This window comes from Pseudomonas grandcourensis, assembly GCF_039909015.1.
In the GTDB taxonomy this organism is placed as follows: domain Bacteria; phylum Pseudomonadota; class Gammaproteobacteria; order Pseudomonadales; family Pseudomonadaceae; genus Aquipseudomonas; species Aquipseudomonas grandcourensis.
In genome coordinates this window covers 3694920-3721073 of the sequence record NZ_CP150919.1, presented here as the reverse complement: position 1 = coordinate 3721073, position 26154 = coordinate 3694920, and the positions used below count along the sequence as shown (strand labels likewise).

General features: G+C 60.2%; 19 protein-coding genes, 3 tRNA genes and 1 pseudogene. 10 read left to right on the top strand and 13 right to left on the bottom strand.

The window, feature by feature from the left end; all coding sequences use genetic code 11:
- Window positions 1-8 precede the first annotated feature (8 nt).
- From AABM52_RS16615 to AABM52_RS16565, 11 genes are all read right to left on the bottom strand, one after another.
- Window positions 9-2546 carry a PAS domain S-box protein gene (locus tag AABM52_RS16615; RefSeq protein WP_347906918.1) on the bottom strand — a complete coding sequence of 846 codons (2538 nt, stop codon included), beginning with the start codon at window positions 2544-2546 and terminating at the stop codon, window positions 9-11.
- Window positions 2547-2749: 203 nt separating this feature from the next.
- Window positions 2750-4705, bottom strand: a complete 1956-nt coding sequence (locus AABM52_RS16610; protein WP_347906916.1) for an acetoacetate--CoA ligase — start codon at window positions 4703-4705, stop codon at window positions 2750-2752.
- A 98-nt stretch (window positions 4706-4803) separates the two neighbouring features.
- Window positions 4804-5577: a 3-hydroxybutyrate dehydrogenase gene (locus AABM52_RS16605; RefSeq protein ID WP_347906915.1), complete on the bottom strand. Its 774-nt coding sequence runs from the start codon at window positions 5575-5577 to the stop codon at window positions 4804-4806.
- Window positions 5578-5584: 7 nt separating this feature from the next.
- A complete protein-coding gene (locus AABM52_RS16600; RefSeq protein ID WP_007974692.1) occupies window positions 5585-6976 on the bottom strand; it encodes a GntP family permease in 1392 nt (463 codons plus the stop codon).
- 285 nt (window positions 6977-7261) lie between these two features.
- The gene (locus tag AABM52_RS16595; protein ID WP_347906914.1) at window positions 7262-8677 is read right to left on the bottom strand and encodes a sigma 54-interacting transcriptional regulator; all 1416 of its coding nucleotides are present in this window, start codon (window positions 8675-8677) and stop codon (window positions 7262-7264) included.
- A gap of 64 nt (window positions 8678-8741) precedes the next feature.
- Window positions 8742-10319 carry an ABC transporter ATP-binding protein gene (locus AABM52_RS16590; protein ID WP_347906912.1) on the bottom strand — a complete coding sequence of 526 codons (1578 nt, stop codon included), beginning with the start codon at window positions 10317-10319 and terminating at the stop codon, window positions 8742-8744.
- A 14-nt stretch (window positions 10320-10333) separates the two neighbouring features.
- Window positions 10334-11356, bottom strand: a complete 1023-nt coding sequence (locus AABM52_RS16585; protein WP_347906910.1) for an ABC transporter permease — start codon at window positions 11354-11356, stop codon at window positions 10334-10336.
- On the bottom strand, window positions 11356-12417 hold the full coding sequence (locus AABM52_RS16580) for a microcin C ABC transporter permease YejB (RefSeq protein WP_347906908.1): 1062 nt from the start codon (window positions 12415-12417) through the stop codon (window positions 11356-11358). Before AABM52_RS16580 ends, AABM52_RS16585 begins: the two co-directional genes overlap by 1 nt.
- Complete coding sequence (locus AABM52_RS16575) at window positions 12417-14285, bottom strand: extracellular solute-binding protein (RefSeq protein ID WP_347906907.1); 1869 nt, start codon at window positions 14283-14285, stop codon at window positions 12417-12419. The genes AABM52_RS16580 and AABM52_RS16575 overlap by 1 nt, the downstream gene beginning before the upstream one ends.
- Window positions 14286-14420: 135 nt before the next feature.
- Window positions 14421-14702, bottom strand: coding sequence for a peptidylprolyl isomerase (locus tag AABM52_RS16570; RefSeq protein WP_008051985.1), 282 nt, complete (start codon window positions 14700-14702; stop codon window positions 14421-14423).
- 107 nt (window positions 14703-14809) lie between these two features.
- Window positions 14810-15688, bottom strand: a complete 879-nt coding sequence (locus AABM52_RS16565; protein ID WP_347906905.1) for a triacylglycerol lipase — start codon at window positions 15686-15688, stop codon at window positions 14810-14812.
- A 335-nt stretch (window positions 15689-16023) separates the two neighbouring features.
- On the opposite strand from AABM52_RS16565, the gene AABM52_RS16560 reads away from it, so the two are divergent.
- Window positions 16024-17088 carry a hypothetical protein gene (locus AABM52_RS16560; RefSeq protein ID WP_347906903.1) on the top strand — a complete coding sequence of 355 codons (1065 nt, stop codon included), beginning with the start codon at window positions 16024-16026 and terminating at the stop codon, window positions 17086-17088.
- 57 nt (window positions 17089-17145) lie between these two features.
- On the opposite strand, the gene AABM52_RS16555 is transcribed toward AABM52_RS16560, so the two are convergent.
- On the bottom strand, window positions 17146-18225 hold the full coding sequence (locus AABM52_RS16555; protein WP_347906901.1) for a 3-deoxy-7-phosphoheptulonate synthase: 1080 nt from the start codon (window positions 18223-18225) through the stop codon (window positions 17146-17148).
- A 628-nt stretch (window positions 18226-18853) separates the two neighbouring features.
- Between AABM52_RS16555 and AABM52_RS16550 the strand changes: the two genes are divergently transcribed.
- The 8 genes from AABM52_RS16550 (at window position 18854) to AABM52_RS16515 (ending at window position 23784) form a co-directional block, all read left to right on the top strand.
- The gene (locus tag AABM52_RS16550; RefSeq protein WP_347906899.1) at window positions 18854-19612 is read left to right on the top strand and encodes a carbon-nitrogen hydrolase family protein; all 759 of its coding nucleotides are present in this window, start codon (window positions 18854-18856) and stop codon (window positions 19610-19612) included.
- Entirely contained in the window at window positions 19612-20085 is a 474-nt protein-coding gene (locus AABM52_RS16545) for a GNAT family N-acetyltransferase (protein ID WP_347912639.1), read from the top strand. Before AABM52_RS16550 ends, AABM52_RS16545 begins: the two co-directional genes overlap by 1 nt.
- 97 nt (window positions 20086-20182) lie before the next feature.
- Window positions 20183-20824: a UvrY/SirA/GacA family response regulator transcription factor gene (uvrY, locus tag AABM52_RS16540; RefSeq protein ID WP_008015884.1), complete on the top strand. Its 642-nt coding sequence runs from the start codon at window positions 20183-20185 to the stop codon at window positions 20822-20824.
- Window positions 20825-20826: 2 nt separating this feature from the next.
- A complete protein-coding gene (gene uvrC / locus AABM52_RS16535) occupies window positions 20827-22650 on the top strand; it encodes an excinuclease ABC subunit UvrC (RefSeq protein ID WP_347906897.1) in 1824 nt (607 codons plus the stop codon).
- Window positions 22651-22682: 32 nt separating this feature from the next.
- Window positions 22683-23243, top strand: coding sequence for a CDP-diacylglycerol--glycerol-3-phosphate 3-phosphatidyltransferase (pgsA, locus tag AABM52_RS16530; protein ID WP_008051977.1), 561 nt, complete (start codon window positions 22683-22685; stop codon window positions 23241-23243).
- A gap of 63 nt (window positions 23244-23306) precedes the next feature.
- Window positions 23307-23382: transfer RNA gene (locus AABM52_RS16525), tRNA-Gly, on the top strand.
- Between the two features lie 46 nt (window positions 23383-23428).
- A tRNA-Cys gene (locus AABM52_RS16520) sits at window positions 23429-23502 on the top strand.
- Between the two features lie 195 nt (window positions 23503-23697).
- Window positions 23698-23784: transfer RNA gene (locus tag AABM52_RS16515), tRNA-Leu, on the top strand.
- A 66-nt stretch (window positions 23785-23850) separates the two neighbouring features.
- On the opposite strand, the pseudogene AABM52_RS16510 reads toward AABM52_RS16515, so the two are convergent.
- Window positions 23851-23964 (bottom strand): annotated as a pseudogene (locus tag AABM52_RS16510) (integrase); the annotation flags it as partial.
- A gap of 1276 nt (window positions 23965-25240) precedes the next feature.
- Between AABM52_RS16510 and ltnD the strand changes: the two are divergent.
- Window positions 25241-26146 (top strand): L-threonate dehydrogenase, encoded by a 906-nt coding sequence (gene ltnD / locus AABM52_RS16505; RefSeq protein ID WP_347906895.1) that lies wholly within the window; start codon window positions 25241-25243, stop codon window positions 26144-26146.
- Window positions 26147-26154 lie beyond the last annotated feature (8 nt).

The following is a 26154-nucleotide window of genomic DNA, read 5'->3' as shown; positions in this document are numbered from 1 at the left end:
GCCTCAACTCAGTCCGGTTGACTGATCATCGTGCGAATCTTGTTGGCCAGCAGGTCGATGGAAAACGGCTTGGCCACCATGTCCATGCCTTCTTCGAGGAAGCCCTGGCGTTCAGCGGCGATTTCGGCGTAACCAGTCATGAACAGCACCTTCAGTTCGGGACGGTGCTGGCGGGCGATTTCCGCCAGTTGGCGGCCGTTCATGCCCGGCAACCCCACGTCGGTCACCAGCAGGTCCACCCGCAGGTCCGACTCGAGTACCGGCAGGGCGCCCTTGGCATCTTTGGCTTCATGGGCGCGGTAACCGAGCTCCTTGAGCAGGTCCAGCACCAGCATGCGCACCGCTGCATCGTCCTCGACCAGCATCACGGTTTCGCCGGCAATCGCCGCCGGTGCCTCGCCGATGAGGGGCGACAGGACTTGTTCCGGCTCGTTCGAATGCAGGCGCGGCAGGTACAAACGCACGCTGGTGCCCCGTCCGGGCAGGCTGAACAGGCTGACGTGGCCCCCAGTTTGTTGGGCAAAACCGTAAATCATCGACAAGCCCAAACCGGTGCCCTGGCCGATGGGCTTGGTGGTGAAGAACGGGTCGAATGCCTTGGCCAGCACCGAGGGCGTCATGCCGGTGCCGTTGTCGCTGACGGCAATCATCACGTAGTCACCGGCCTTGACCGGTTCCAGGGTGGTGATGTCGTTGCCGTCGAGGTACAGGTTGGCGGTTTCGATCTGCAACTCGCCGCCTTCGGGCATGGCGTCCCGGGCGTTGATCACCAGGTTGAGCAAGGCGTTTTCCAGCTGGCTGACATCGGTGCTGACCCGCCAGATGTCCTCGGCCAGTTGCAGTTTGAGTTCGATGTGGTCGCCCTTGGTACGCCTGAACAAGTCTTCGAGCGAATGAATCAACTCGTTGGGGTTCAGCGGCTTGCGGTTGAGCGACTGACGCCGGGAGAACGCCAGCAAGCGATGGGTGAGGGCGGCGGCACGGTTGGCCGAGGACACGGCCGCCTCGGTGAACCGGCCGATCTCGCTGGCGCGGCCGTCGGCAATGTAGCGTTGCATCAGGTCGAGGCTGCCGATGATGCCGGTGAGCATGTTGTTGAAGTCATGGGCGATGCCGCCGGTCAGCTGGCCGACCGCTTCCATTTTCTGCGCATGGCGCAGGGCGTCTTCGGCACGTTCGCGCTCGAACATCTCGTTTTGCAGGCGCTCGTTGGCCTCGGCCAGCTGTCGGGTGCGGGCGCCAACCCGTTCTTCAAGGGTTTCGTTGAGGTTGCGCAGGGCTTCTTCGGTCTTTTTGCGTTCGGTTTCGTCGATCACAAAGATGTAGAAACCGTTCACCGCGCCATCCGCGCCGTGGCGTGGCAGGTAATTCATCAAGGCCTGGCGGATGCTGCCGTCGCGGTGCGGTGTGCTGATGCTGAAGCAGCAGGGCCGGCCGGACAGTGCCTCAGTGATGTACGGCGCGCGCAGTGCATAGGCTTCTTCGCCAATCACTTCAAGAATGGTTCGCCCGTAAAGCTCTTGCGGCGTCAGCCCGTACCAGTCGAGGTACGCCGCATTGTTCAGGCGAAAGCGTTCTTCGCGGTCGACGTAGCTGATCAGGATCGGCATGGCATTGATGATCAGTTGCAGCTCGGTCTGGCTCTGGCGCAGGGCCTGTTCGGTGTGTTTGCGTTCGGTCAGGTCCAGGGCGGCGCCGAGGAAACGCATCGGCCGGCCGTGGTGATCTTTGTAGCAGCGACCGCGGGCAAACACCCAGCGCATGTGGCCGTCGGTTTGCAACAGGCGATATTCCTCGGCGTATTCGCTGCCGTGGGTGATGCAATGCTTGATGCTGCGGGCGATCAGGGCGCGGTCTTCGGGGTGTACACCGTGCAGGTATTCAGTGATCGGCAACTGACTGGCCATGGCCGGGTCGATGCCGTGCAACTGGGCAAAATGCGCATCGGCGATGAAACGGTCCTCGCTGATGTCCCAGTCCCAGGTGCCGACCGCATCGGTGGCGGCGAGGGCCAGTTGCAGGCGCTCCTCGGTTTCACGCTGGGCCTTGAGGCTGGCCGCCGAGCGCTGTTCGAGTTCGAGGGCGATGCGTCGGCGTTCGTTGGTTTCGATGGCGGTGACCAGGATCCCGGACACCTCGGCACTTTCGTCGCGGATCGGGCTGTAGGTCAGGTCGAGCCAGACGTCAGACTCCCGGCCCCCGCGTTGCAGGGTAAAGCGCTGCTCGCTGTAGGTTCGCACCTGACCTTGAAGGACGGCGCTGTAGATCGGGTCGGTAAAGTCTTGCAACTCTGGCCAGATCAGGTGCGTCGGTTGGCCGAAGGCGTGTGGATGTTTGCTCCCGGCGAGCAGGGCGAAGCCGTCGTTGTAGATCTGCGTCAGTTGCGGGCCCCATAGCAGCAGCATCGGCATCGGTGAGTGGATGACGATATCCACGGCGGTTCGCAGGCTTTGTGGCCAAGTGCTGGCAGCGCCCAGCGGGCTGCTTGCCCAGTCGATTCGGGCGATCAAGGCCTGGGCATCGCTGGCGGTTGGTGTTGCGTTCATCTGGGTGTCCTGCGCCAATTCGCTATAGCTGGCGTCTATTCTTGCACAGGTGGTCGATTGTGAAGGCCCCGTCAGGGTGAGCGGTAGGCGACACAGTACCCTGTAGGAGCGAGCTTGCTCGCGATGGCGTCGGGTCAATTTGCATTGATGTCAACTGACACTCCGCTATCGCGAGCAGGCTCGCTCCTACAAGTTGCCTTGTTTCAATCCAGGAGTTCGGGCCTGTTTCGGTACTGTTCCAGCGCTTCGGGATTGGCCAGGGCATCGGTGTTCTTCACCTTCTGCCCATGCACCACGTTGCGCACCGCCAACTCGACGACCTTGCCGCTGATGGTCCGGGGAATGTCGGTCACCGCGACAATCTTAGCCGGCACATGACGCGGCGTGGTGTTGGCGCGAATCGTCTCGCGGATCTGCTGTTGCAGAGCCTCGTCCAGTTCAAGCCCGTCGCGCAAGCGTACGAACAGCACCACCCGCACGTCATCCTGCCAATGCTGACCAATGGCCACGCTGTCGAGCACCTGGGGGACTTTCTCCACCTGACGATAGATTTCCGCCGTGCCGATGCGCACGCCGCCGGGGTTGAGCACGGCATCGGAGCGACCATGGATCATCATCCCGCCATGGGGCAGTTGTTCGGCGTAATCACCCTGGGCCCAGACGCCGGGGAACAGGCTGAAATAGGATTGGCGCAGTTTCTCGCCATCGGGGTCGTTCCACAGGCCAATGGGCATCGCCGGGAAATGCCGGGTGCAGACCAGCTCGCCTTTTTCGCCGATCACCGGGTGGCCTTCGTCGTTCCACACTTCGACGGCCATGCCCAGGCTCTTGCCCATGATTTCGCCGCGCCGCACGGGCGACATCGGGTTGCCGTTGACGAAGCACGAGACGATGTCGGTGCCGCCGGACATCGAGGCCAGGCACACGTCAGCCTTGAAGTCGCGATAGACGTAGTCGTAACTGTTCGGCGACAGCGCCGAGCCGGTGCAGAGCAATGTCTTGAGGCTGCCCAGGTCGTGACTTTCTCGCGGCTTGATACCGCAGCTTTCCAGGGTCGCGAGGTATTTGGGGCTGGTGCCGAAGACGCAGATGCGTTCGTCGTCGAGCAGGTCGATCAAGCGTTGCGGCTCGGGGTGGAACGGCGAGCCGTCGTACAGCACCACGGAGCTGCCTGTCGCCAGCGCCGACACCAGCCAGTTCCACATCATCCAGCCACAGGTCGTGTAGTAGAACAGCCGTTCACCGGGGCCGAGATCGCCATGCAGGCCGTGTTCCTTGACGTGTTGCAGCAGCACGCCTCCGGTGCTGTGGATGATGCATTTGGGCACGCCGGTGGTGCCGCTGGAGTAGAGGATGTACAGCGGATGGGCGAAGGGCACCGGGACGAAATCCGGTTCGCCGCCGGGTTCGTAGAAATCGTCCCACAGCGTCACGTTGGCCTGGGTGCGGAATTCTTCGATGTGTGCGTGTGGACGTGTGTAAGGCACGACGATCAACTGCTGCAATGACGGCAGGCGTTCGAGGATTTCGTTGACCTTGGCGGTCTGGTCGATCTCTTTGCCGGCATAGCGATAGCCGGCGCAGGTCACCAGCACTTTCGGTTCGATCTGGCCGAAACGGTCAACCACCCCTTGGGTGCCAAAGTCCGGCGAAGAGCATGACCAGATGGCGCCAAGGCTGGTGGTGGCGAGCATGGCCACCAGGGTTTGCCAGGTGTTGGGCATGCACGCGGCGACCCGGTCACCCACACTGACGCCGGCGGCGATCAAGCCATTCTGGAAACCGGCGACCTGTTCGGCCAGTTCGGCCCAGGTCAAATGTTCACGCCGGCCGTTTTCGCCAACGGCTATCACGGCAATCGCATCGTCGCGACGCTGTAGCAGGTGTTCGGCAAAGTTCAGCGTTGCGCCGGGGAACCACTGGGCGCTGGGCATCCGGGGGCCTTCGAGCAGCACGGCGTCGGGTTGTTCGTGGAAGCGGATGTCGAAGAAATCGACGATGGCTTGCCAGAAGTCCGCGCGTTGATCGATGGACCACTGGTGCAGGGCAGGGTAGTCGTCGATCTTGAGATGATGCCGCTGATTGACGAAGCGCCGAAAGGCCTCCATGCGGGTCTTGCCAATGCGTTTGGCGTCGGGTTGCCAGAGGATGTCGGACATGGTTTGCCTCTTCTTTTTTTATGCCTTCACACAGGCTGATGTGGAGCAGGCTTTTGTGGCGAGGGAGCAAGCTCCCTCGCCACAAAAGCAAACGACAGTCACTGCGCCAACCACCCACCATCAACATTCCATGCCGCACCCCGCACCTGGCTGCCGGCCTCGCTGCACAAGAACAGCACCAGTTCACCCAATTGCGGCGGTGTCACGAACTCCAGCGATGGCTGCTTTTCCGCGAGCAAATCGTGTTGCGCCTGCTGCGGGTCAACCCCACTGGCGGCACGATCATCAATCTGCTTCTGCACCAGCGGCGTCAATACCCAGCCTGGGCAAATCGCGTTGCAGGTGACCTGGGTGGTCGCGGTTTCCAGCGCGACCACCTTGGTCAAGCCGATCACCCCGTGCTTGGCGGCGACATAGGCTGACTTGCCCACCGAGCCCACCAGGCCATGCACCGAGGCAATGTTGATCACCCGGCCCCAGCCCTTGGCACGCATGCCCGGCAGGCTCAATCGAATGCTGTGGAACACCGACGACAGGTTAATGGCAATGATCGAATCCCAGCGTTCAACAGGGAACTCATCCACCGCAGCCACGTGTTGAATGCCTGCGTTGTTGACCAGGATGTCGACGCCGCCAAACTCGCGCTCGGCGTAGGCGATCATGTCGGCAATCTGTGCCGGATCGCTGACATCGGCCGGGTGATGGCCGACCTTGCCACCAAACTGTTGCACCTGGGCGATCACTTGGGAGGCATCGCCGAAGCCGTTGAGGATCAGGTCGGCCCCGGCCTTGGCCAGGCTTAGGGCGATCCCCAGGCCGATGCCGCTGGTGGAGCCGGTGACCAGTGCGGTCTTGCCCGAAAGAGTCGTCATGAATACCTCACACAATGCCAGTGGCGTAGAAAGTGCCGATCACCACGAAAACCGCCAGGGTCTTGATCAGCGTAATACAGAAAATGTCTTTATAGGCTTCGCGGTGGGTCAGCCCGGTGACCGCCAGCAGGGTAATCACCGCGCCGTTGTGCGGCAGAGTGTCCATGCCGCCGCTGGCCATCGCGGCGACCCGGTGCAGCACTTCCAGCGGAATGTTCGCCGCATGGGCGGCGCTGATGAACTGCTCGGACATCGCCGCCAGCGCGATGCTCATGCCGCCCGAGGCGGAGCCGGTGATGCCGGCCAGCAGGGTCACGGTAATCGCTTCGTTGACCAGTGGGTTGGGAATGCTCTTGAGCCAGTCGGCCAATACCAGAAAGCCGGGCAAGGACGCGATCACGGCACCGAAACCATATTCCGAGGCCGTGTTCATCGCCGCCAGCAACGCACCGCTGACCGCACTTTTACTGCCTTCGGCGAGTTTGCTGCGGATCGCCTGGAAGCCAAACACCAGCACCATGAGAATGCCGACCAGCAAGGCGGCCTGTACCGCCCAGATCGCCGTGAGCTTGGCGATTTCCGTGGTCACCGGCGCGGCCATGCCCGGCAGCGCGAGGCTGTGGGTCTTGCCGTACACCTGCGGAATCCAGTGGGTGAACAGCAGGTTCATGATGCCCACCGCCAAAAGGGGCGAGAGCGCCAGCCACGGGTTGGGCAACTTGAGGTCGGCGGCGGTTTCCGGCTCGTTGCGCAGGTCCGAACCATAGCCTTCACCGGCACGCTGGGCCTTGTTGCGCTGGCGCTGGAGAAACAGCATGCCGGCACAGAACACAAAGATCGTGCCGATCACCCCCAGCCACGGCGCCGCCCAGGCGGTGGTGTTGAAGAAGGTGCTGGGGATGATGTTCTGGATTTGTGGCGTGCCGGGCAGGGCGTCCATGGTGAACGAGAATGCGCCCAAGGCAATGGTCGCCGGGATCAGCCGCTTGGGGATGTTGCTCTGGCGGAACATTTCAGCGGCAAACGGATAGACCGCGAACACCACCACGAACAACGATACGCCGCCGTAGGTCAGCAGGGCGCAGACCAGCACAATCACCAGCATCGCCTGGCGGGTGCCGAGCAGGCGAATGGCCGCCGCGACGATGGAGCGCGAGAAACCGGACAGTTCGATCAGCTTGCCGAACACCGCGCCGAGCAGGAACACCGGGAAATACAGTTTGATGAAGCCGACCATTTTTTCCATGAACACCCCGGTGAAAGCGGGGGCGACGGCAGACGGGTCAGTCAGCAGGACAGCGCCGAGGGCGGCAATCGGGGCAAAAAGGATAACGCTGTAGCCACGATAGGCAGCCAGCATCAGCAGCGCGAGGGCTGCCAAGGCAATGATCACACTCATGGTGTGTCTCCTGGGTTGTTATTTTTGTTGGGTGAAGCCTGGTGGGAGAGGCGTATAGCGAGTTTTGTGCCAGATGGTTAAGTTATTGAAATATAAGAATATATTTTAAGTTCTGTGAGTTTGCCGGGTGTTTCTGTCTCTGGTTTGAGACTTTCTTTGGCAGTGCTGGCCTCTTCGCGAGCAGGCTCGCTCCTACAGTTGACCGAGTTGATCAGTAGAGTGTCGTCTCTTGTAGGAGCGAGCCTGCTCGCGAAGGTCTGTCTAACAATGGAGATGCATGTCTCCTTATTGAGACTCGACAATCCCCAACGCCACCATCTTCTTGTACAAGGTCGACCGGCCAAGCCCCAGTCGCGCCGCCGCATCAACCACCTTGCCCCCGCATTGCGCGAGGGTGGTTTCGATCAGTTGCCGGTCAAATCGCTCCCGCGCTGCACTGAACGTCTCATGGGCAAGCGGTTCGATGGTCAAGGGTGCCACGCGCTCCACCGGCGTGAACGTACCAATCGCCGCGCGGATATCCGCTGTCGTCAGGCGCAAGTCATCACTGAGCAGCGCGGCCCGTTCCAGCACATTGCGCAGTTCCCGGATGTTCCCCGGCCAGGCGTGTTGGCCCAACAGTTCCAGGGCTTCGTGGTGCAGTTCATGCTGGCTGCGCAGTTCTTCGAGAATGGCTTCGCTGAGCGCCGGCACGTCATCGAGGCGGTCGCGCAGGGGCGGAACCTGGATCGGCAGCACGTTGAGCCGGTAGTACAAGTCGGCGCGGAATTCGCCGCGCTTGATGGCTGCTTCCAGGTCCGTGGAGGTCGCGGCAATCACCCGCACATCGCTCTGGATCACCTCGTTGGAGCCCACCGGCTCGAATTCCTTTTCCTGAAGCACCCGTAACAGTTTGCTTTGTAGTGGCAGAGGCATGTCGCCGATTTCGTCGAGGAACAGCGTGCCGCCCTGGGCGATCTGCAATTTGCCGGCGCGGCCCTTGCGGTCGGCACCGGTAAACGCGCCGGGGGCGGTGCCGAAGAATTCGGCCTCCAGCAACGACTCGGGAATCGCCGCGCTGTTGATGCTGACAAACGCCTTGTGCGCACGGGGCGAGGCATTGTGGATCGCCTGGGCCAGCAACTCCTTGCCAGTGCCGGTTTCGCCGAGCAGCAATACTGGCGATTCGGTACTCGCACTGCGCCGGGCGCGGCGTTTGACTTCCAGGCTGGCGGCGCTGGTGCCGATGAAGTGGGCGAAGTTGTACTTGGTCTGCCGCGCGCGCAGCAGCGAGCGGGTGGAGGCCAGTTCTTCCTGCATGCTCATGTAGCGCTTGAGCATCGGCGACAGGCTGCGCAATTCGTCGAACAGGGCGAACCCGATGGCGCCGATGACTACACCGGCATCGTCGTGAATCGGCAAGCGCATCACCACCAGCGGCTCTTTGGGGGTGTCTTGCATATCCAGCAGAATCGGCCGACCGGTGCGCACCACCTCACGCAGCAGGCTGCCGGGGATTACGCTTTCGCAGGGCTTGCCGATCGCGCCTTCGGCCGATTGCAGTCCGAAGCGCCGGGCATAGCGCTCATTCATCCAGACGATGTTGGCATCGCGGTCGACAATCACCGTGCCTTCACTCGATTGCTCGATGATTTCGAACAACGAACGGATCGCCAGCAAGCGAACGCGCTGGTAGTCCTTGAGGCTTTCGGTGGTGTTCATGGGGGCTGATCCTGATTATGTTTTGTCTGTGCCGGCCTCTTCGCGATGCGGTCCAACGGCCAGATTATGCCTGCCCCAACATCGCCGCCGCCAACAACTCCTTGGTGTACGGATGCTGCGGTGAGTCAAACACCTCATGGCTGGCGCCGCGTTCCACCACTTTGCCGTCCTTGATCACGATCATGTCGTGGGCCAGGGCGCGCACCACCGCCAGGTCATGGCTGATGAACAGATAGGTCAGCCCGTGTTTTTCCTGAAGCTGGCGGAGCAGGGCGACCACCTGTTTCTGCACCGTGCGATCCAGCGCCGAGGTCGGTTCGTCGAGCAGGATCAACGCCGGTTTCAGCACCAGTGCCCGGGCGATGGCGATGCGTTGACGCTGGCCGCCAGAAAATTCGTGGGGATAGCGATGGCGACTTTGTGGGTCAAGGCCGACTTCGGTCAGTGCCCGGATCACTTCGGCGTTGCACTCTTCAGTGCTCAACTGGCTGTGCACTTCCAGGCCTTCGCTGATGATCTGTGCGACCGACATTCGCGGGCTGAGGCTGCCGAAGGGGTCCTGGAACACCACCTGCATCTTCTTGCGCCACGGCCGTAGCTGTTTTTGCGTCAGGCCGTCCAGGGCCTGGCCTTGAAAGCGAATACCGCCTTCGGAGTCGAGCAAACGCAGGATCGCCTGGCCGAGCGTGGACTTGCCGGAACCGGACTCACCGACGATGCCCAGCGTCTTGCCGCGCTGAATATTCAGGCTGATGCCATCGACGGCACGCAGCCAGGTCTTGCGCTGAAACAAGCCGCCACCGACGGGAAACCGCACCTGCAGGTTGTCCACCTCCAGTACGTTTTCGCGCTCGTCCCGGGGCAAGGCTTCGCCCTCGGGTTCGGCGTGCAGCAATACGCAGCTGTAAGGGTGCTTGGGTTCGGTGAACAGGGTTTCGCAAGCCGCCTGCTCGACGATTTCCCCGGCCTTCATCACGCACACCCGCTGGGCGATGCTGCGCACCAGATTGAGGTCATGGCTGATCAGTAGCAGCGACATACCCAGTCGCTGTTGCAGGGATTTGAGTAGCAGCAGGATCTTGCGCTGCACCGTCACATCCAGTGCGGTGGTCGGTTCGTCGGCAATCAACAGCTCCGGCTCGCACGCCAGGGCCATGGCGATCATCACCCGCTGGCGCTGCCCGCCGGACAATTGATGGGGATAGGCCTTGAGGCGTTCCTCGGGTTTCTGGATGCCCACCAGGTGCAGCAGTTCGAGGATCCGCGCTTGTGCCGCCTTGCCCGCCAGGCCTTTGTGCACCAGCAGCGTTTCGCCGATCTGTTTTTCGATGCTGTGCAGCGGGTTGAGGGAGGTCATCGGCTCCTGGAAGATCATCGCGATGCGATTGCCGCGCAGTTGTCGCAACTTGCCGGTATCGGCGCCCACCAGTTCCTGGCCGCGATAGCGGATGCTGCCCGTCGTTTGTGTATCGGTTTGCGGCAGCAGTTGCAGGATCGAGTGGGCCGTCACCGACTTGCCCGAGCCCGATTCGCCCACCAGCGCCAGGCACTCGCCGGGGCGGATGTCCAGGCACAGATTGCGCACCACGGTCTGGCCGCTGAAGGCCACGCTGAGGTCACGGATTTCGATCAGGTTGGTCATCTCTACATTCCGAATCAAGAGCGCGGATCAAAGGCGTCGCGCAAGGCTTCGCCAATGAACACCAGTAAAGAAAGAATCAGCGCCAGGGTGAAAAACGCCGTCAGCCCCAGCCACGGCGCTTGCAGGTTCTGCTTGCCCTGGCCGATCAGTTCGCCCAGGGAAGCGCTGCCCGCAGGCATGCCGAAGCCGAGGAAGTCCAGCGCCGTCAGGGTGGAAATCGCCCCGGTGAGAATGAACGGCAGGTAGCTCAAGGTCGCGTTCATGGCGTTGGGCAGAATGTGCCGCACGATGACCTTGCGGTCGGTCAGGCCCAACGCGCGGGCGGCCTTGACGTATTCCAGGTTGCGCCCGCGCAGGAACTCGGCGCGCACCACGTCCACCAGGGCCAGCCAGGTAAACAGCGCCATGATCCCCAGCAGCCACCAGAAATTCGGCTCGACGAAGCCTGACAGGATGATCAGCAGGTACAGCACCGGCAACCCGGACCACACCTCCAGCAGACGCTGGCCGAGCAAATCCACCCAGCCACCGTAATAGCCTTGCAGGGCCCCGGCGGCGATGCCGATCAGGGCACTGACAAAGGTCAGCATCAGGGCAAACAGGATCGATACCCGGGCACCGAAGATCACCCGGGCCAGAACGTCCCGCGCCTGGTCGTCGGTGCCCAGCCAATTGACGCTGGTGGGCGGGCTGGGGGCGGGTGTGTTCAGGTCGTAGTTGGGTGTGTCGTCACTGAACGGAATCGGTGGGAACAGCAGCCAGCCGCCGTCCTTCTTGATCAGTTTCTGCACGTAGTCGCTGCGGTAGTCGGCCTGGAACGGCAGTTGCCCGCCGAACGCCTGTTCGGTGTGGCGCTTGAAGACCGGGAAGTACCACTGGCCCTGATAGCTGACCATCAGCGGTTTGTCGTTGGCGATCAGTTCTCCGCCCAGGGTCATCAGGAACAGGCCGATAAACAGCCAGAGCGACCACCAGCCTCGACGGTTTTTCTTGAAGCGTTCGAAGCGGCGACGGGCCAGCGGTGAAAGCTTGAGCATCAGGCGTTCCTCGCGGCGAAGTCGATACGCGGGTCGACCAGGGTGTAGCAGAGGTCGCCGACCAGTTTTATCAGAAGGCCGAACAGGGTGAAGATGAACAGCGAGCCGAACACCACCGGATAGTCTCGGGATACCGCCGCTTCGTAGCTCATGCGGCTCAGGCCGTCGAGGGAGAAGATCACCTCGATCAGCAGGGAGCCGGCAAAAAACACGCTGATAAAGGCCTGGGGAATGCCCGACACCACCAGTAGCATGGCGTTGCGGAACACGTGTCCATAGAGCACCCGTCGTTCACTCAAGCCCTTGGCCCGGGCGGTGACCACGTACTGGCGCGTGATTTCATTGAGGAACGAGTTCTTGGTCAGGATGGTCAGTGTGGCGAAACCACCGATCACCAGCGAAGTCACCGGCAACACCAGATGCCAGAAATAGTCGGCCACTTTGCCAAGGGTCGACAGTGATTCGAAGTTGTCCGAGACCAGCCCGCGAACCGGAAACCAGTTCAGCGAAGTACCGCCGGCAAAGACCACGATCAGGAACATCGCAAACAGGAACGCCGGCATGGCGTAGCCGATGATGATCGCGGTACTGCTCCAGATGTCGAAATGGCTGCCATGGTGCACGGCCTTGCGGATACCCAGGGGAATCGACACCAGGTAAGTGATCAGCGTCGCCCAGAGCCCGAGGGATATGGTCACGGGCATTTTTTCGAGGATCAGGTCGGTGACAGTGGCGCCGCGGAAGAAGCTCTTGCCGAAGTCCAGGCGCGCGTAGCTGGTGAGCATCAGCCAGAGGCGTTCGTGTGCCGGCTTGTCGAAGCCGTACTGTTTTTCAATGTCCTTGATCAGTTGCGGATCGAGCCCGCGACTGGACCGGGACTTGCCGCTCATGGCTTCGCTGGAACTGCCGCCAACCGCGGCGCCGCCAATGCCTTGCAGGTGCGCGATGGCCTGTTCGACCGGCCCGCCTGGCGCCGCCTGGACGATGACAAAGTTGACCAGGAGAATGATCACCAGCGTCGGAATGATCAGCAGCAGGCGCCGCAATATGTAAGCCCACATCAGTGCGGCCCTCCGGGTTTGCCACGGCTGATACGCTCGGCCGTCATCTGTTGGTTGGTCAATGGCGTGGTGCTCATCTCCCACCAGCTCTCGACGGCTTCGTCATTGCTCGCTTGCACGTTCGGGATACCGAAGCGGTTCCACCACACCGTCGAGGTGCCCGGTGGGTAATAGTTGGGAATCCAGTAGTAGTTCCATTGCAGCACCCGGTCCAGGGCATGGGCGTAATGCAGCATGTCAGCCTGGGTATTGGCGCGGATCAGCCCGGTGATCAGGGTGTCCACCGCCGGGTTCTTCAACACCATGTAGTTGTTGGAACCTGGGTCGGTGGCCGCCGCCGAACCGAAGTAATTGACCAGTTCGCCCCCCGGAGAGGTGGTGACCGGGTAGCCGGTGACGATCATGTCGTAGTCGCGGCTCATCAGGCGGTTGACGTACTGGGACGAGTCGATGCGGCGGATGTTCAGGTCGATGCCGATCTGTTTCAACGTGCGTTTATAGGGCAACAGCAGGCGGTCCATGCCGTTCTGGCTGACCAGGAAGGTGAAGCTCAACGGCTCGCCATCGGCATTGACCAGTTGGTCGCCATCGGGTTTCCAGCCGGCCTGTTCGAGCAGGTCCAGGGCTTGCAACTGCTTGTCGCGAATCACGCCGCTGCCATCGGTCTTCGGCGCTTCGAACACCTGGGTGAAGACTTCGTCGGGAATCTGCCCGCGCAGCGGTTCGAGAATCGCCAGCTCACCGGAATCCGGCAGTTGCCGGGCCGCGAGGTCGGTGTTGGAAAAGAAGCTCTGCTGGCGGATGTACATGTCGCGCATCATCTGCCGGTTGCTCCACTCGAAGTCCCACAGCATCACCAGCGCCTGGCGCACACGACGGTCCTGGAACATGGGCTTTTGCAGATTGAACACAAAACCTTGGGCTGGCTGCGGCGCCTCGGTGGCGAGGTGGGCCTTTTGCAGGCGCCCGTCGCTCAGGGCCGGGCTGTCGTAGCCGATGGAATAGCCGGTGGCGGAAAATTCGCGATTGTAGTCAAAGGCGCCACCGCGCAGGACCTGGCGCGCCACGTCGGTATCGCCAAAGTACTCGATGCTGAAATGATCGAAGTTGTACAGGCCACGGCTGACCGGCAGGTCCTTGCCCCACCAGTCGGGATTGCGCTCGAAGGTGATGCTACGCCCCGAATCGATCTTGCCGACTTTGTAGGGGCCGCTGCCCAACGGCGCTTCATAGCCGCCGCCACCGGCGAAATCGCGGCTCTTCCACCAGTGTTCGGGAAACACCGGCAAGGTTGCGATATCCAGAGGCAGGGTGCGGTTTTCGTTGTTCTTGAAATCAAAGCGGATGGTCAGTGGCGATTCCACTTCGACGCCTTTGACGTCGGCGAACTGGGTGCGGTAGCGCAGGCTGCCCTGGGTCATCAGCAGGTCGAAGGTGTAGCGCACGTCTTCGGCGGTAATGGGTTTGCCATCGGCAAAACGCGCCTTGGGGTTGAGGTAAAAGCGCAGGGACAGGCCGTCCTCGGAGCGCTCCATCTTCTCCGCCACCAGACCGTACACGGTGTAAGGCTCGTCCAGCGAACGCTGGGCCAGTGGTGAGTAGAGCAAGCCGTCGATCTGTGTGACGCCGATGCCTTTGTCGATGTAGGGCAAGACATGGTCGAACTGACCGATTTCGATCGCTGAGCGCCGCATCGTGCCTCCCTTGGGGGCCTGCGGGTTGGTGTAGGCGAAATGACTGAAACCGGCAGGGTATTTCGCCGGTTCGCCGTACACGGTCATTGCCGGTTGCGGTGCCGCATGCACCCCCGAGACACCCATCAGCAGGGCCACGGCCGTGAACAGCAAGGTAGGGAAAGCCAGTCGCATTGTCAGCCTTAGAGCCGGGTGGTCGTTAACGACAATTTGTACGCTAGCGGCGCGTCCCTCGCCAGCCGTATTGCGCATCACAAACACAACGGCCCACCAATAGGCGGGCCGTCGTGTGAATAGCTCAGGCGTCGATCAGTCCTGACGGCTGGTCACTTCCAGCAGGTGGAAACCGAACTGGGTCTTGACCGGGCCCTGGACCACGTTGAGCGGTGCGCTGAAGACCACGGTGTCGAATTCCTTGACCATCTGGCCCGGACCGAACGAACCCAGGTCACCGCCCTGGCGGCTGGATGGGCAAGTGGAGTTTGCCTTGGCAACTTCGGCGAAATCGGCGCCAGCCTCGATTTGGGCCTTGAGTTCGTTGCACTTGGCTTCGGAGGCAACAAGGATGTGACGGGCAGTGGCTTTAGCCATGGGAAAATACTCCTTTCAATACTCGATAAAGTGCTGAGCCTACCGGATTCAGTGAGCGATTTCTCCTCAAAGTTCCGTTCCGCGCGGGATCCACGGCAGGTGACACCTCAAAGGCCGGCGCCCCTCAAGCGCCTGGCATGCTGGACATACAGATCAATCGGGTCGACACCTGTGCGCAGTTGACCGGCCGGCTGGCCAATGGCGTCCAGATGATCCAGCGCATAGTCGGACCGGATAACCGTGCCCAGGTGGGAACTGAAGCGACCGACCAGACCGTCGTTCTCGCTTTCCGTGACGAAATAACCGGAAAGGGCCCGGCAAAAGGCGTTGAGCGGATCGAGCGCGTAGAGCCCTTCTTCGAGAACATTCGACGCCAGCACGCCGCTCCACGAGTAGTAACGAACACCGTTGACCTGTTCGCAGCCCTTGCCGCCCCAGGTGGTGGGCAGTCCTTGGGGGTATTTGTCGTTGAATGCGCCTACGCCTTCGGTGGTCAGGGCATTGAGCGCGGAAATGGCGTTCCGCGGTTGATACTGATTGCCGCTCAAGGTCGCGAGGAAGTCGGCGAACAGGGTCACCACCGTCTCGGCCACATGTTCCGGCAGGCTGCCCGGTGTCAATGCCTTGCGCAGGAAATCGGCCAGTTCCGAACCATGGTTCGGCCCGCTGACGGAGGTGACCGACGCCACGCTGTGTGGCGCAATCGCTGCGGCATAACGTGCGGTCAGTGCGCCCTGGCTATGACCTATGAGGTTGACTTTGCGTGCACCGGTTCCTTCCAGTACCCGCTCGATCTGTGCGAGCAATTGGTCGCCGCGTACTTCGTTGTCATGGATGGCCGACAAGTGGGGAACGAACACCCGGGCTCCGGCGTTCCTCAGCGCCTGCCTGATGTCGTGAAAGAGTTCGAACTTGCCGATTTTTTCGAAGCCGAAAAGGCCGTGGACCAGCAGTATTGGGTAACGAGTGCTTGCATTCCTTTGCATGTTCATACCTTTACGCAGAAGTTCATTGGGACTGCATGGCGCTTCACTCTAAAACACTCGAGGTTGGCGCGATGTATGAAAAGTCCGCCGAAACTTGCGGAAAACGGAATAGAACAAGTGCGAATGCTCAAGAGTGGCTGAAGCCTTAGTCGGAATAATTCGTGGAGTTTTCGCTGCAATCAGCTTGCTGCTGATCAAAGACCTACTTTGCATGTATCGATTTTCCGAGCGGGCCAGAGTGAGAGGCCGACATCACAACTGTTTGCCTTGAGGTTAAATAGCCGTCCGGAGCCGGCCAACCGACCGGTGTGTATTCCAGGGAATGGAGCGAATGAATGACTGTTTATGAACCCGACACCTTGAATCTCGTGCAGCAACCATTACCACCTCCCATGCTTGAGCAGGCGCAAAACGGCGTTCTGAACCCCTCTGACAAAAAAGCCGTCATCAGGATCCAGCCTTATCCAGGCATGACCTGCGGCGACAAACTGGTATTGAATTGGACGGGGCTGGATGCCGATGGCCTCGCCTGCAATCACCATGTGGCGCGTTTTGTCAGTGAGGACCGGGTCGGCGAGGAGATAATCTTTGCCGTAGGTAGCGCACATATCGCGGCGCTTGAGGGTGGTTCACTGGAAATCGGTTACTCACTCACGAGCGTCCGATTGGCCGAGCCTGTGCATTCTCAGCGATTGCAACTGAGTGTCGGTGACGTTCAATGCGAGCTGTTGCCCGCGACGGTGAACGATGCGGTGGGCAGAACGCTTGATCCGGATTGGGTGAAGGAAGGGGCGATCGTTACGATCAAGCCCTATGCGCGCATGGCGGCGGGCGACTGGGTGTTGCTGACCTGGGCCGGCGTTTCGGCCGAAGCAAGTTACAGTGATGCACTCAAGGTCGAGTCCTTCGCGGTGGGGGAGGAACTGTCGTTTTGGGTCAGCCCGGAGTGCATTGCGCTCAATCTGGGCTCCTCCGTGTCCGTCGACTATTGCGTCAAGCAAGCAGGGCAGGGGCCTCGTTACTCTGAAGTAACGGCACTGATGATCGGCATCCTGGAGCGGCGACCATTGCGAGCACCCACTGTACTGGAAGCCAACGAAGGTTGGGTGGATCTGCATGATGCGCAGGATGGCGTGACTGTCATCATCGAAAACGTCAGCGCTGAAAAAGGAGAACGGATTTACCTGACATGCGAGGGGGAGAATTTCAATCACGGTGACGACCGTGAAGTAACCCGGGACAACGCGGGCGAGCCGTTGGTGTTCATCGTTCCCTACCCGTTCTGGAGGGAACATCGAGATTCCGCGATTCGTGTTTCCTGTTTAGCCGAGCGCCTTGACGGCACCCGCCAGCAATCGGGGGTGACACTGGTTCAAGTGCAGTCCCTGATGGGGCATTGACTGCCATTTGCCCTCCAGTCCTTCCATGAAGACCGGAGGGCGCACGGATGATGCCGATTATCGGGCGTTGTTTGACGCTCGCAGCCGGTCTGCCGCTTCAAGCAACAGTTGTTCTGTCCCGGCCCAACCGAGGCAACCATCGGTTACCGACACACCGTACTTCAATGACGAGCTCAACGGCTGGCAGCCTTCGAACAAATGACTCTCGATCATCATGCCGATCAGCGAACGATCACCTTGCAGACGCTGTTCAAGTACATCCTGGAACACGGCTGGCTGGCGCAACGGGTCTTTGCCGCTGTTGGCGTGATTGCAATCGACCATGATTCGAGCCGGAATCCTCAGTCTGGTCAGGTCGCTGTTCACCTGGGCGACGCTGGCGCTGTCGTAGTTCGGCCCGCGATGGCCGCCGCGCAATACCAGGTGGGTGTCCGCATTACCTGGGGTTTGGATGATCGCTGGATGTCCCTGGCTATCGACACCGAAATGGCGATGGGGATGGGCGGCGGAACGCATGGCGTCGCTGGCGACGCCGACACCGCCGTCTGTCCCGTTCTTGAACCCTACCGGCATGCCCAGGCCGCTGGCCATTTCCCGGTGGATCTGCGACTCCGTGGTCCGGGCGCCGATCGCCACCCAGCTCAACAGATCGTCGAAGTAGCCGGCGGCCATCGGTTGCAGCAGTTCAGTGGCAACAGGAAGACCCAGGCGGAGCATTTCGCGCATCAGCTCGCGGGACAGCGTCAGGCCAGCGGCCATGTCATCGCTGCCATCGAGGTGCGGGTCGTAGGCCAGGCCTTTCCAGCCAACCGTGGTGCGGGGTTTTTCGACGTAGGCGCGCATCACCAGCAGCATTTCGTCGCTGACTTCGGCGGCGAGGCGGGCAAGGTTGCCGGCGTATTCGAGGGCCGATTTCGGATCGTGTATCGAGCAGGGGCCGACGATGACCAGCAGGCGGGAATCTTCACCGTTGAGGATCGCGCGAACCGCCTGGCGGTGGTCGGCGACTTGCCGGGTCAGGGCGTTGCTGAGGGGCAATTGCTGTTTAAGTTGCGATGAACTGGGCAGGCGCAGGGTCAGCGCTTCATTGGCAGGGCTCAAGGTGGACAGCGGCAGTGCAGAGACGGACGAGTTCATATTCAAGGCTTCCTGGGCTGGCGGCGGGTTCGTGCCCGCGCGCTCGGCCCTACTGGGGTGTTCGACAATTGGCCGGATTGGCTGCGCGTGTGTGCTTGCCACCTGTGGGTGACCGATCGGAGGCGGCAGGCTGTCCCGAGCGGAGGGTGGTAAATCGCCAGGCGGTAAAACTGTCGTAACGGTAATAAGTGGCGTAGTTCATGTGTTGAATCCTCTGAATGTCTGGTGTGTCGCTAAAAGTGTTGGGGCTGAAAAAACAAAACCCCCGGTCGGGAGGCCGACCGGGGGTTGAGAATTCTCTGGTGGCGACCCGTTTAAAGTGGGCGCCGTGTGGGTATCAGGCGCGCCAGTGGCTAAACCAATACCCAAAATAAAAGCTGACCGGAGCACAACCGTCGTTCACCCGGGCAGCCGCAACCGAGCGCGGGGCGCTGGCGGTACGAAGCTGTAAGAGGGCGTTGAACATGGTCTGTCTCCGATGGATGGTCCGAGCTTACTAGAGGCCGGTACGCACATTCAATCAGAAAATGCTATCGGCTAACGACGGCGCTTTCTATCGCTTGAGCGCTCGGAAGGTTGTGACACACTCTGCGCCTCAATAAAAAACACATCGTCACAAGGACGCACCATGACGGCACTCACCCTCGCCGCTGCCCAATCGATCTCCATCGCTGGAGATCTCGCCGGCAATATCGCCCGACATCAACGTTTCATGCAGGCGGCTGCGGAGCAGGGCGTGCAATTGCTGGTGTTCCCTGAATTGTCGCTGACCGGCTACGAACGGGGGCTTGCGGCGCAATTGGCGATTGCGCCGGACGCGGCCGTACTTCAGCCGCTACGTGATTTTGCCCGGGAAGTCGGCGTGACGGCCGTCGTCGGCATGCCGATTCGGCTGACGGACACATCGCCGGTGCTGATTGGCGCGCTGATACTCGGCGCCGATGGCTCTCTCGGGGTCTACAGCAAACAGCATCTGCATCCGGGGGAGGAGGAGGCGTTTGCGCCGGGAACGGGGGGCGAGCCGCTGACAATTGGTGCCGACACGATTGCGTTGGCAGTGTGCGCCGATTTCAACCATGCCGATCATGCGGCCATGGCTGCACTGAAAGGCGCTGGCATATATGCCGCTGGTGTGCTGATCACGGCAAAAGGTTACGACCCGGATACCGCCTTGTTGCAGGGCTACGCTGCTGGCCATTCGATGGTGGTGTTGATGGCCAACCATGGCGGTGCAACGGGCGGTTGGGAGTCGGCAGGACGTAGCGCAGTGTGGGCGCCGGACGGTTCGCTGATTGCGGCCGCCTCCGGTACTGGCAACCTGATGGTGGTTGCCCGGCGTAATCCCTTGGGCTGGACCGGGGAGGTATTGGCGGTGGAGCTGGAATGATGGAGCGCCAATGGCGCCCGGCAACACAGGATAACCTCGAATTCGTCCGCGAACTGACCTGTAGAGGCATGCTGCGATACTACATACAGCATGACCTGTTGTGGCAGGACGAAGCGTTTGACGTGGCCTGGGCCGGGCGGGACAACCGCGTGATTGCATCGGGCGACAACGTGCTGGGTTATGTCAGCCTGAGCCGTGACGCCAGAGCCTTGTATATCCGCGAATTGCATATCGTCGAAGCGTTTCGTGGGCAGGGCGCCGGATCCTGGGCGATCGATCAGGTACTGGCACTGGCGCGCCAGGAGCGGCGCCCGGCGTTGCGCCTGACGGTTTTCGAAAACAACCCGGCGCGAACGTTGTACGAGCGCAAGGGATTGAGGGTGGTAGGCAAGGACGAGTGTTTCCTGAGGATGCAGCTGGATATCCCCGGCCTGGATCGCTGCAACACGCTTGCGACAAGCCTTTCAAGATGAATTGAAACTTTTAATCTGACGCTTTCCGCTAGGTCTGCCAGATGCTTTTTGCTAAGGTGTCTGGCAACCCAATAAGACCATATCGCGAGGTGTCTGCTTGATTAGGGTGCTAGTAGTCGATGACCATGATCTCGTTCGTACAGGCATTACACGAATGCTGGCTGACATCGATGGCCTGCAAGTAGTCGGCCAGGCCGAGTCAGGTGAGGAATCCCTGCTCAAGGCGCGTGAGCTGAAACCCGATGTGGTGCTGATGGACGTCAAGATGCCGGGTATCGGCGGCCTTGAAGCCACTCGCAAATTATTGCGCAGTCATCCGGATATCAAGGTCGTCGCGGTGACCGTGTGTGAGGAGGACCCGTTTCCGACGCGGTTGTTGCAGGCCGGTGCGGCCGGGTACCTGACCAAGGGGGCAGGTTTGCCGGAAATGGTCCAGGCCATCCGCCTGGTGTTCGCCGGGCAACGCTACATCAGCCCGCAAATTGCCCAGCAACTGGCGATCAAGTCCTTCCAGCCCACCAACGATTCGCCTTTCGATGCCTTGTCGGAGCGGGAAATCCAGATCGCGCTGATGATCGTCGGCTGCCAGAAAGTACAGATCATTTCCGACAAATTGTGCCTGTCCCCGAAAACCGTGAACACCTACCGTTACCGCATCTTCGAAAAGCTTTCGATCAGCAGTGATGTCGAGTTGACGCTGTTGGCGGTTCGTCATGGCATGGTCGACGCCAGCCTCTGAAAATGAACGACACCTTTGATCCGAGCGCCTTTCTGTCGACCGTTAGCGGGCGCCCTGGCGTGTACCGCATGTTCGACAGCGAAGCGCGGTTGCTCTATGTCGGCAAGGCGAAGAACCTCAAAAATCGCCTGTCGAGTTACTTTCGCAAGACCGGGCTTGCCCCCAAGACCGCCGCACTGGTAGCGCGTATCGCCCAGGTCGAGACGACGATCACCGCCAACGAAACCGAAGCCTTGTTGCTTGAGCAGACGCTGATCAAGGAATGGCGCCCGCCCTATAACATCCTGCTGCGCGACGATAAATCCTACCCCTACGTCTTTCTCTCCGACGGAGAGTTTCCGCGCCTGAGCATTCATCGCGGCGCGAAAAAGGCCAAGGGCAAGTACTTCGGGCCTTACCCGAGCGCCGGTGCGATCCGCGAAAGCCTGAGCCTGCTGCAAAAGACGTTTTTCGTTCGGCAATGCGAAGACAGTTATTACAAGAACCGCACGCGCCCTTGCCTGCAATACCAGATCAAACGCTGCAAGGCGCCCTGTGTCGGGCTGGTGGAGCCCCAGGTGTACGCCGAAGACGTGCGCCATTCGGTGATGTTTCTTGAAGGTCGCAGCAATGCACTGACCGACGAGTTATCCGCCGGGATGGAAGAGGCGGCGATCAATCTCGAATTCGAACGAGCAGCCGAGTTGCGGGACCAGATTGCGTTACTGCGCCGGGTCCAGGATCAACAGAGCATGGAAGGCGGGACCGGGGACGTCGATGTGATTGCCGCTTTCGTCAACCCGGGTGGCGCCTGTGTTCACTTGATCAGCGTGCGGGGCGGGCGGGTACTGGGAAGCAAGAACTTCTTTCCTCAGGTCGGTATTGAGGAAGACGTTTCTGAAGTCATGGCCGCGTTTCTCGGTCAGTACTTCATCAGCAGCCCTGAACGCGACTTGCCCAGCGAACTGATCGTCAATGTGGTCCACGATGACTTTCCTACACTGATCGCCGCCATCGACGAGTTGCGCGGTCGTGAACTGACCATCAGCCATCGCGTGCGGGGTACGCGGGCGCGCTGGCAGCAATTGGCGGTGACCAATGCCGAGCAGGCACTGAGTGCGCGCCTGGCGAATCGTCAGCACATTACGGCGCGTTTCGATGCGCTGGCCGAGGTGCTGAAGCTGGATGAGCCTCCACAGAGACTTGAGTGCTACGACATCAGTCACTCCAGCGGCGAGGCGACGGTGGCGTCCTGCGTGGTCTTCGGCCCCGAAGGTCCGATCAAGGCCGATTACCGCCGGTACAACATCGAGGGCGTTACGCCCGGCGATGATTACGCGGCGATGCACCAGGCGCTGACCCGACGCTTCAGCAAACTGAAGGACGGGGAGGGCAAGCTGCCGGATATCCTGCTGGTGGACGGCGGTAAAGGTCAGTTGTCCATGGCCCGCGACGTGCTCGATGAACTGGCCGTGCCTGACCTGATTCTGCTGGGTGTGGCGAAAGGTGCAACGCGCAAGGCCGGTTTCGAAACCCTGTACCTGAACGACGCTGCACATGAGTTCACCTTGCGCGGCGATTCGCCCGCGCTGCACCTGATCCAGCAGATTCGCGACGAAGCCCACCGGTTTGCCATTACCGGGCACCGCGCCCGGCGTGGAAAAACCCGCCGGACGTCTACACTGGAAGGCGTCGCTGGCGTCGGACCCACACGTCGGCGTGATTTGTTGAAACATTTTGGTGGATTGCAGGAGCTGTCTCGTGCAAGCATCGAAGAAATTGCCAAAGCCCCCGGGATCAGTAAAAAGCTCGCAGAGTTGATTTATGCAAATCTGCACAGCGAGTAGAATGCCCCCTCACCTCGTAGCCAGTTGTGCCGATGAATATCCCTAATCTGATTACCGTTCTACGCGTTCTGCTCATACCGATCTTCATTTTGCTGTTCTACCTGCCTTACCAGTGGAGCTACATGGCCTCCGCCTCGGTCTTCGCATTCGCTGCCGCGACCGACTGGCTGGACGGGTATCTGGCCCGCCGCCTGGAACAAAGCACACCGTTCGGGGCTTTCCTCGATCCGGTTGCCGACAAGCTGATGGTTGCGGTTGCATTGGTCCTGTTGGTGCAGGAACACGGAAACCTGTGGCTCACGCTGCCAGCCGCCGTGATCATCGGTCGTGAGATTGTCGTCTCGGCACTGCGCGAATGGATGGCCGAACTGGGCGCTCGTGCCCACGTCGCCGTATCGAACCTGGGCAAATGGAAAACCGCCGCGCAAATGCTGGCGCTGGTGATCCTGCTGGCCAATCCCAAGGATTTCAGTTTCTGGGTCTTGCTGGGCTACACCTTGCTGATGGTGTCGGCTGGCCTGACTTTGTGGTCGATGGTCCAGTACCTGCGGGCTGCCTGGCCACATCTGAAGACCGACGTTGAAAAGAAATAAAACTTTTTTGAATCAAGGGGTTGACGGGGCTTCTGGATTCTATAGAATGCGCCACACCAAGACGCGGGAATAGCTCAGTTGGTAGAGCACGACCTTGCCAAGGTCGGGGTCGCGAGTTCGAGTCTCGTTTCCCGCTCCAAGTTTGTACGCATTTGATGTCGAGCTACTGACAGCAAATGTTTTGAGGCCGAGTAGCAAAATGGTTATGCAGCGGATTGCAAATCCGCCTACGCCGGTTCGATTCCGACCTCGGCCTCCACTAATAAACAAGCTCCGTAGATCTATGATTTACGGAGCTTTTTTATTTGCAATGGCCTGCAAGATTTAGTCTTGAAAAGGGTATTTGCGAACTTGCTTCACCGGGGCGGGATGTATATATTTCCACCTCTGCTGCACAAGCGTCAGAACTGCCGGATCGTTGTCTGGCAAAACCTGGACGCTTCACCGCGCTACCGCCCGAATGGCGAAACTGGTAGACGCATGGGACTTAAAATCCCCCGCTCGTAAGGGCGTGCCGGTTCGATTCCGGCTTCGGGCACCACGAATATCAAGGGCTTGCATGAGATACCTCATGCAGGCCCTTAGTTTTTTCTTGCCGCAATTCCTGTTTTGTAGACGTCACCTTCTTCCCTTTGCGGTTGCGGATGTATTGCTCAGTCATCACTACGGTGGTGTGACCAAGTTGGTCCATTACCTCCCGGATGTTGCCGGTTGACTCAGAAACTGCCCCGTCCGCGGATCGAAGTGGCGCACAAAGTGAACGTGCCTGGAACCGAAGGGCTGATCGCTGACCCCGGGCCCCCTGATCACCTTGAAGCTGTCCATCCGGTGGATCGGTATGAAGTGTCGGTTATCCATTGGTACGAAATGCTGGTTGTTCATTGGTACGAAATGCCGGTTTCCCATATGAAACGGGCCCGTGTGGGAATGGTGGAATTGCCCGCATTGCTGTGGCTGCCCACTGACCATAAAAGCCGGGTGAGGATTTTGACCTGGGCTGCCACCGCTGGTTGCCTCCAGGGAGAGGCTGCTTGCCAAAAGCCCTGCGATCAGGAGCAGGGCTGCTTGAAGATACGCATAGCGCCACCTCCGACGGTCCCCCTACACTAAATTATAGAGCGTCATGGACCCCGGCCTGGACTTGGCGCTGAAGTAGACATCTAGCCAGACGGTGGATGACCAGAAAGTAAGAACCTGAAAATCAACCTGTAATTCATCGTGTTACAGAACGTATGTCCTGATTTTTGCCATATCTCGACACGACCTCGAGAAGATGCCGCAAAAAAATCTCAAACCACTAGGTATAAGGCTTATGGCGGCGTGCCTCGGAAAGAATTGAGGCAGGAATATTCGTTTAAGTTATTGAGTTATATGAAGATATTGAGCGGACTTAAAATCCCCCGCTCGTAAGGGCGTGCCGGTTCGATTCCGACTTCGGGCACCATGAATATCAAGGGCTTGCGTGAGATACCTCATGCAGGCCCTTAGTTTTTTCCGCAATCAAAAAATCCTTTCCGCAATCCGCTAACGGCTTCCTCCCTAGCGTCATAAAACCTGTTCCTGAGCACGCCAGTGGTCTTCGGCTGCCCGGCATCCATGACCACCATGCGCGTCGATCTAATCCTGTTCCCGGTCTCCCGAGCCAGTCCCGCATCACTCAGCACGAGCCACGCTTTGCGCCCCGACCGCTTGTAATCCGCAGGGAGGCCGTATCGCGTTCCTGCGCGACAAAGCGATGTTAAAAAATGTTATTAATAAAAAATACTTCACATAATCGGATCACTGGTAGATGATCTGTACCAGCCGGTATGACAACCTGATAACACGACAAAAACAGGATGGCCTTGATGTTCAATGAGAACCCGACTCGCGTCCTGAATCACAGCGCCCCTCAGCTGGTTGGTCCGCACGGTGCTGATTCTGTCTAGCCCTATTCACAACGCGGCCAACGTCTGTGCCTCGCAGGCGGCAGTCGCTGCTTTCCACTGGAGTACCCCATGAATAACAAGAATGTCGGTGTAGTCGGTCTGGGTGCGATGGGGCTGGGCATTGCCCGCTCATTGTTGCGCAGCGGTTTTAATGTGCATGCCTGTGATGTGCGCACTGCCGTAACAGAACAGTTCGCCGGGGAGGGTGGTGTGGCTTGCCTGTCACCGTCGCATATGGCCGCTGAGTGTGACGTGATCATCACTGTGGTGGTCAACGCCGAGCAGACCGAGACCGTATTGTTTGGTGAGGGTGGTGCCGTGGCCTCTCTGCGGCCGGGCAGCCTGGTGATCGGCTGCGCCACAGTTGCTCCGACTTACGCCGTGGACCTTGGTCAGCGCCTGGCTGCGTTGGGCCTGCAGTATCTGGATGCACCTATTTCCGGTGGCGCGGCCAAGGCTGCCGCTGGCGAGATGACCATGATGACCTCGGGCCCGGCCGACGCCTACGCCAAGGCTGAGGCGATCCTGGCTGGCATGGCCGGCAAGGTGTATCGCCTGGGTGACGTCCATGGCCTGGGTTCGAAGGTCAAGATCATCAACCAGCTTCTCGCCGGGGTGCATATTGCCGCTTCTGCCGAAGCCATGGCGCTGGGCCTGCGTGAAGGGGTCGATGCCGATGCGCTGTATGAGGTGATCACCCACAGCGCCGGTAATTCCTGGATGTTCGAAAACCGCGTGCCGCACATTCTCAAGGCTGACTACACGCCGTTGTCCGCCGTGGATATTTTCGTCAAGGACCTGGGCCTGGTGCTGGATACCGCCCGGGCCAGTAAATTCCCGTTGCCGCTGTCGGCCACCGCTCACCAGATGTTCATGCAGGCGTCCAGTGCCGGCTTCGGCCGTGAGGACGACTCGGCGGTGATCAAGATTTTCCCGGGCATCGAATTGCCGACTGCCAAGCCTGAGCCTGTTTGAGGAACACC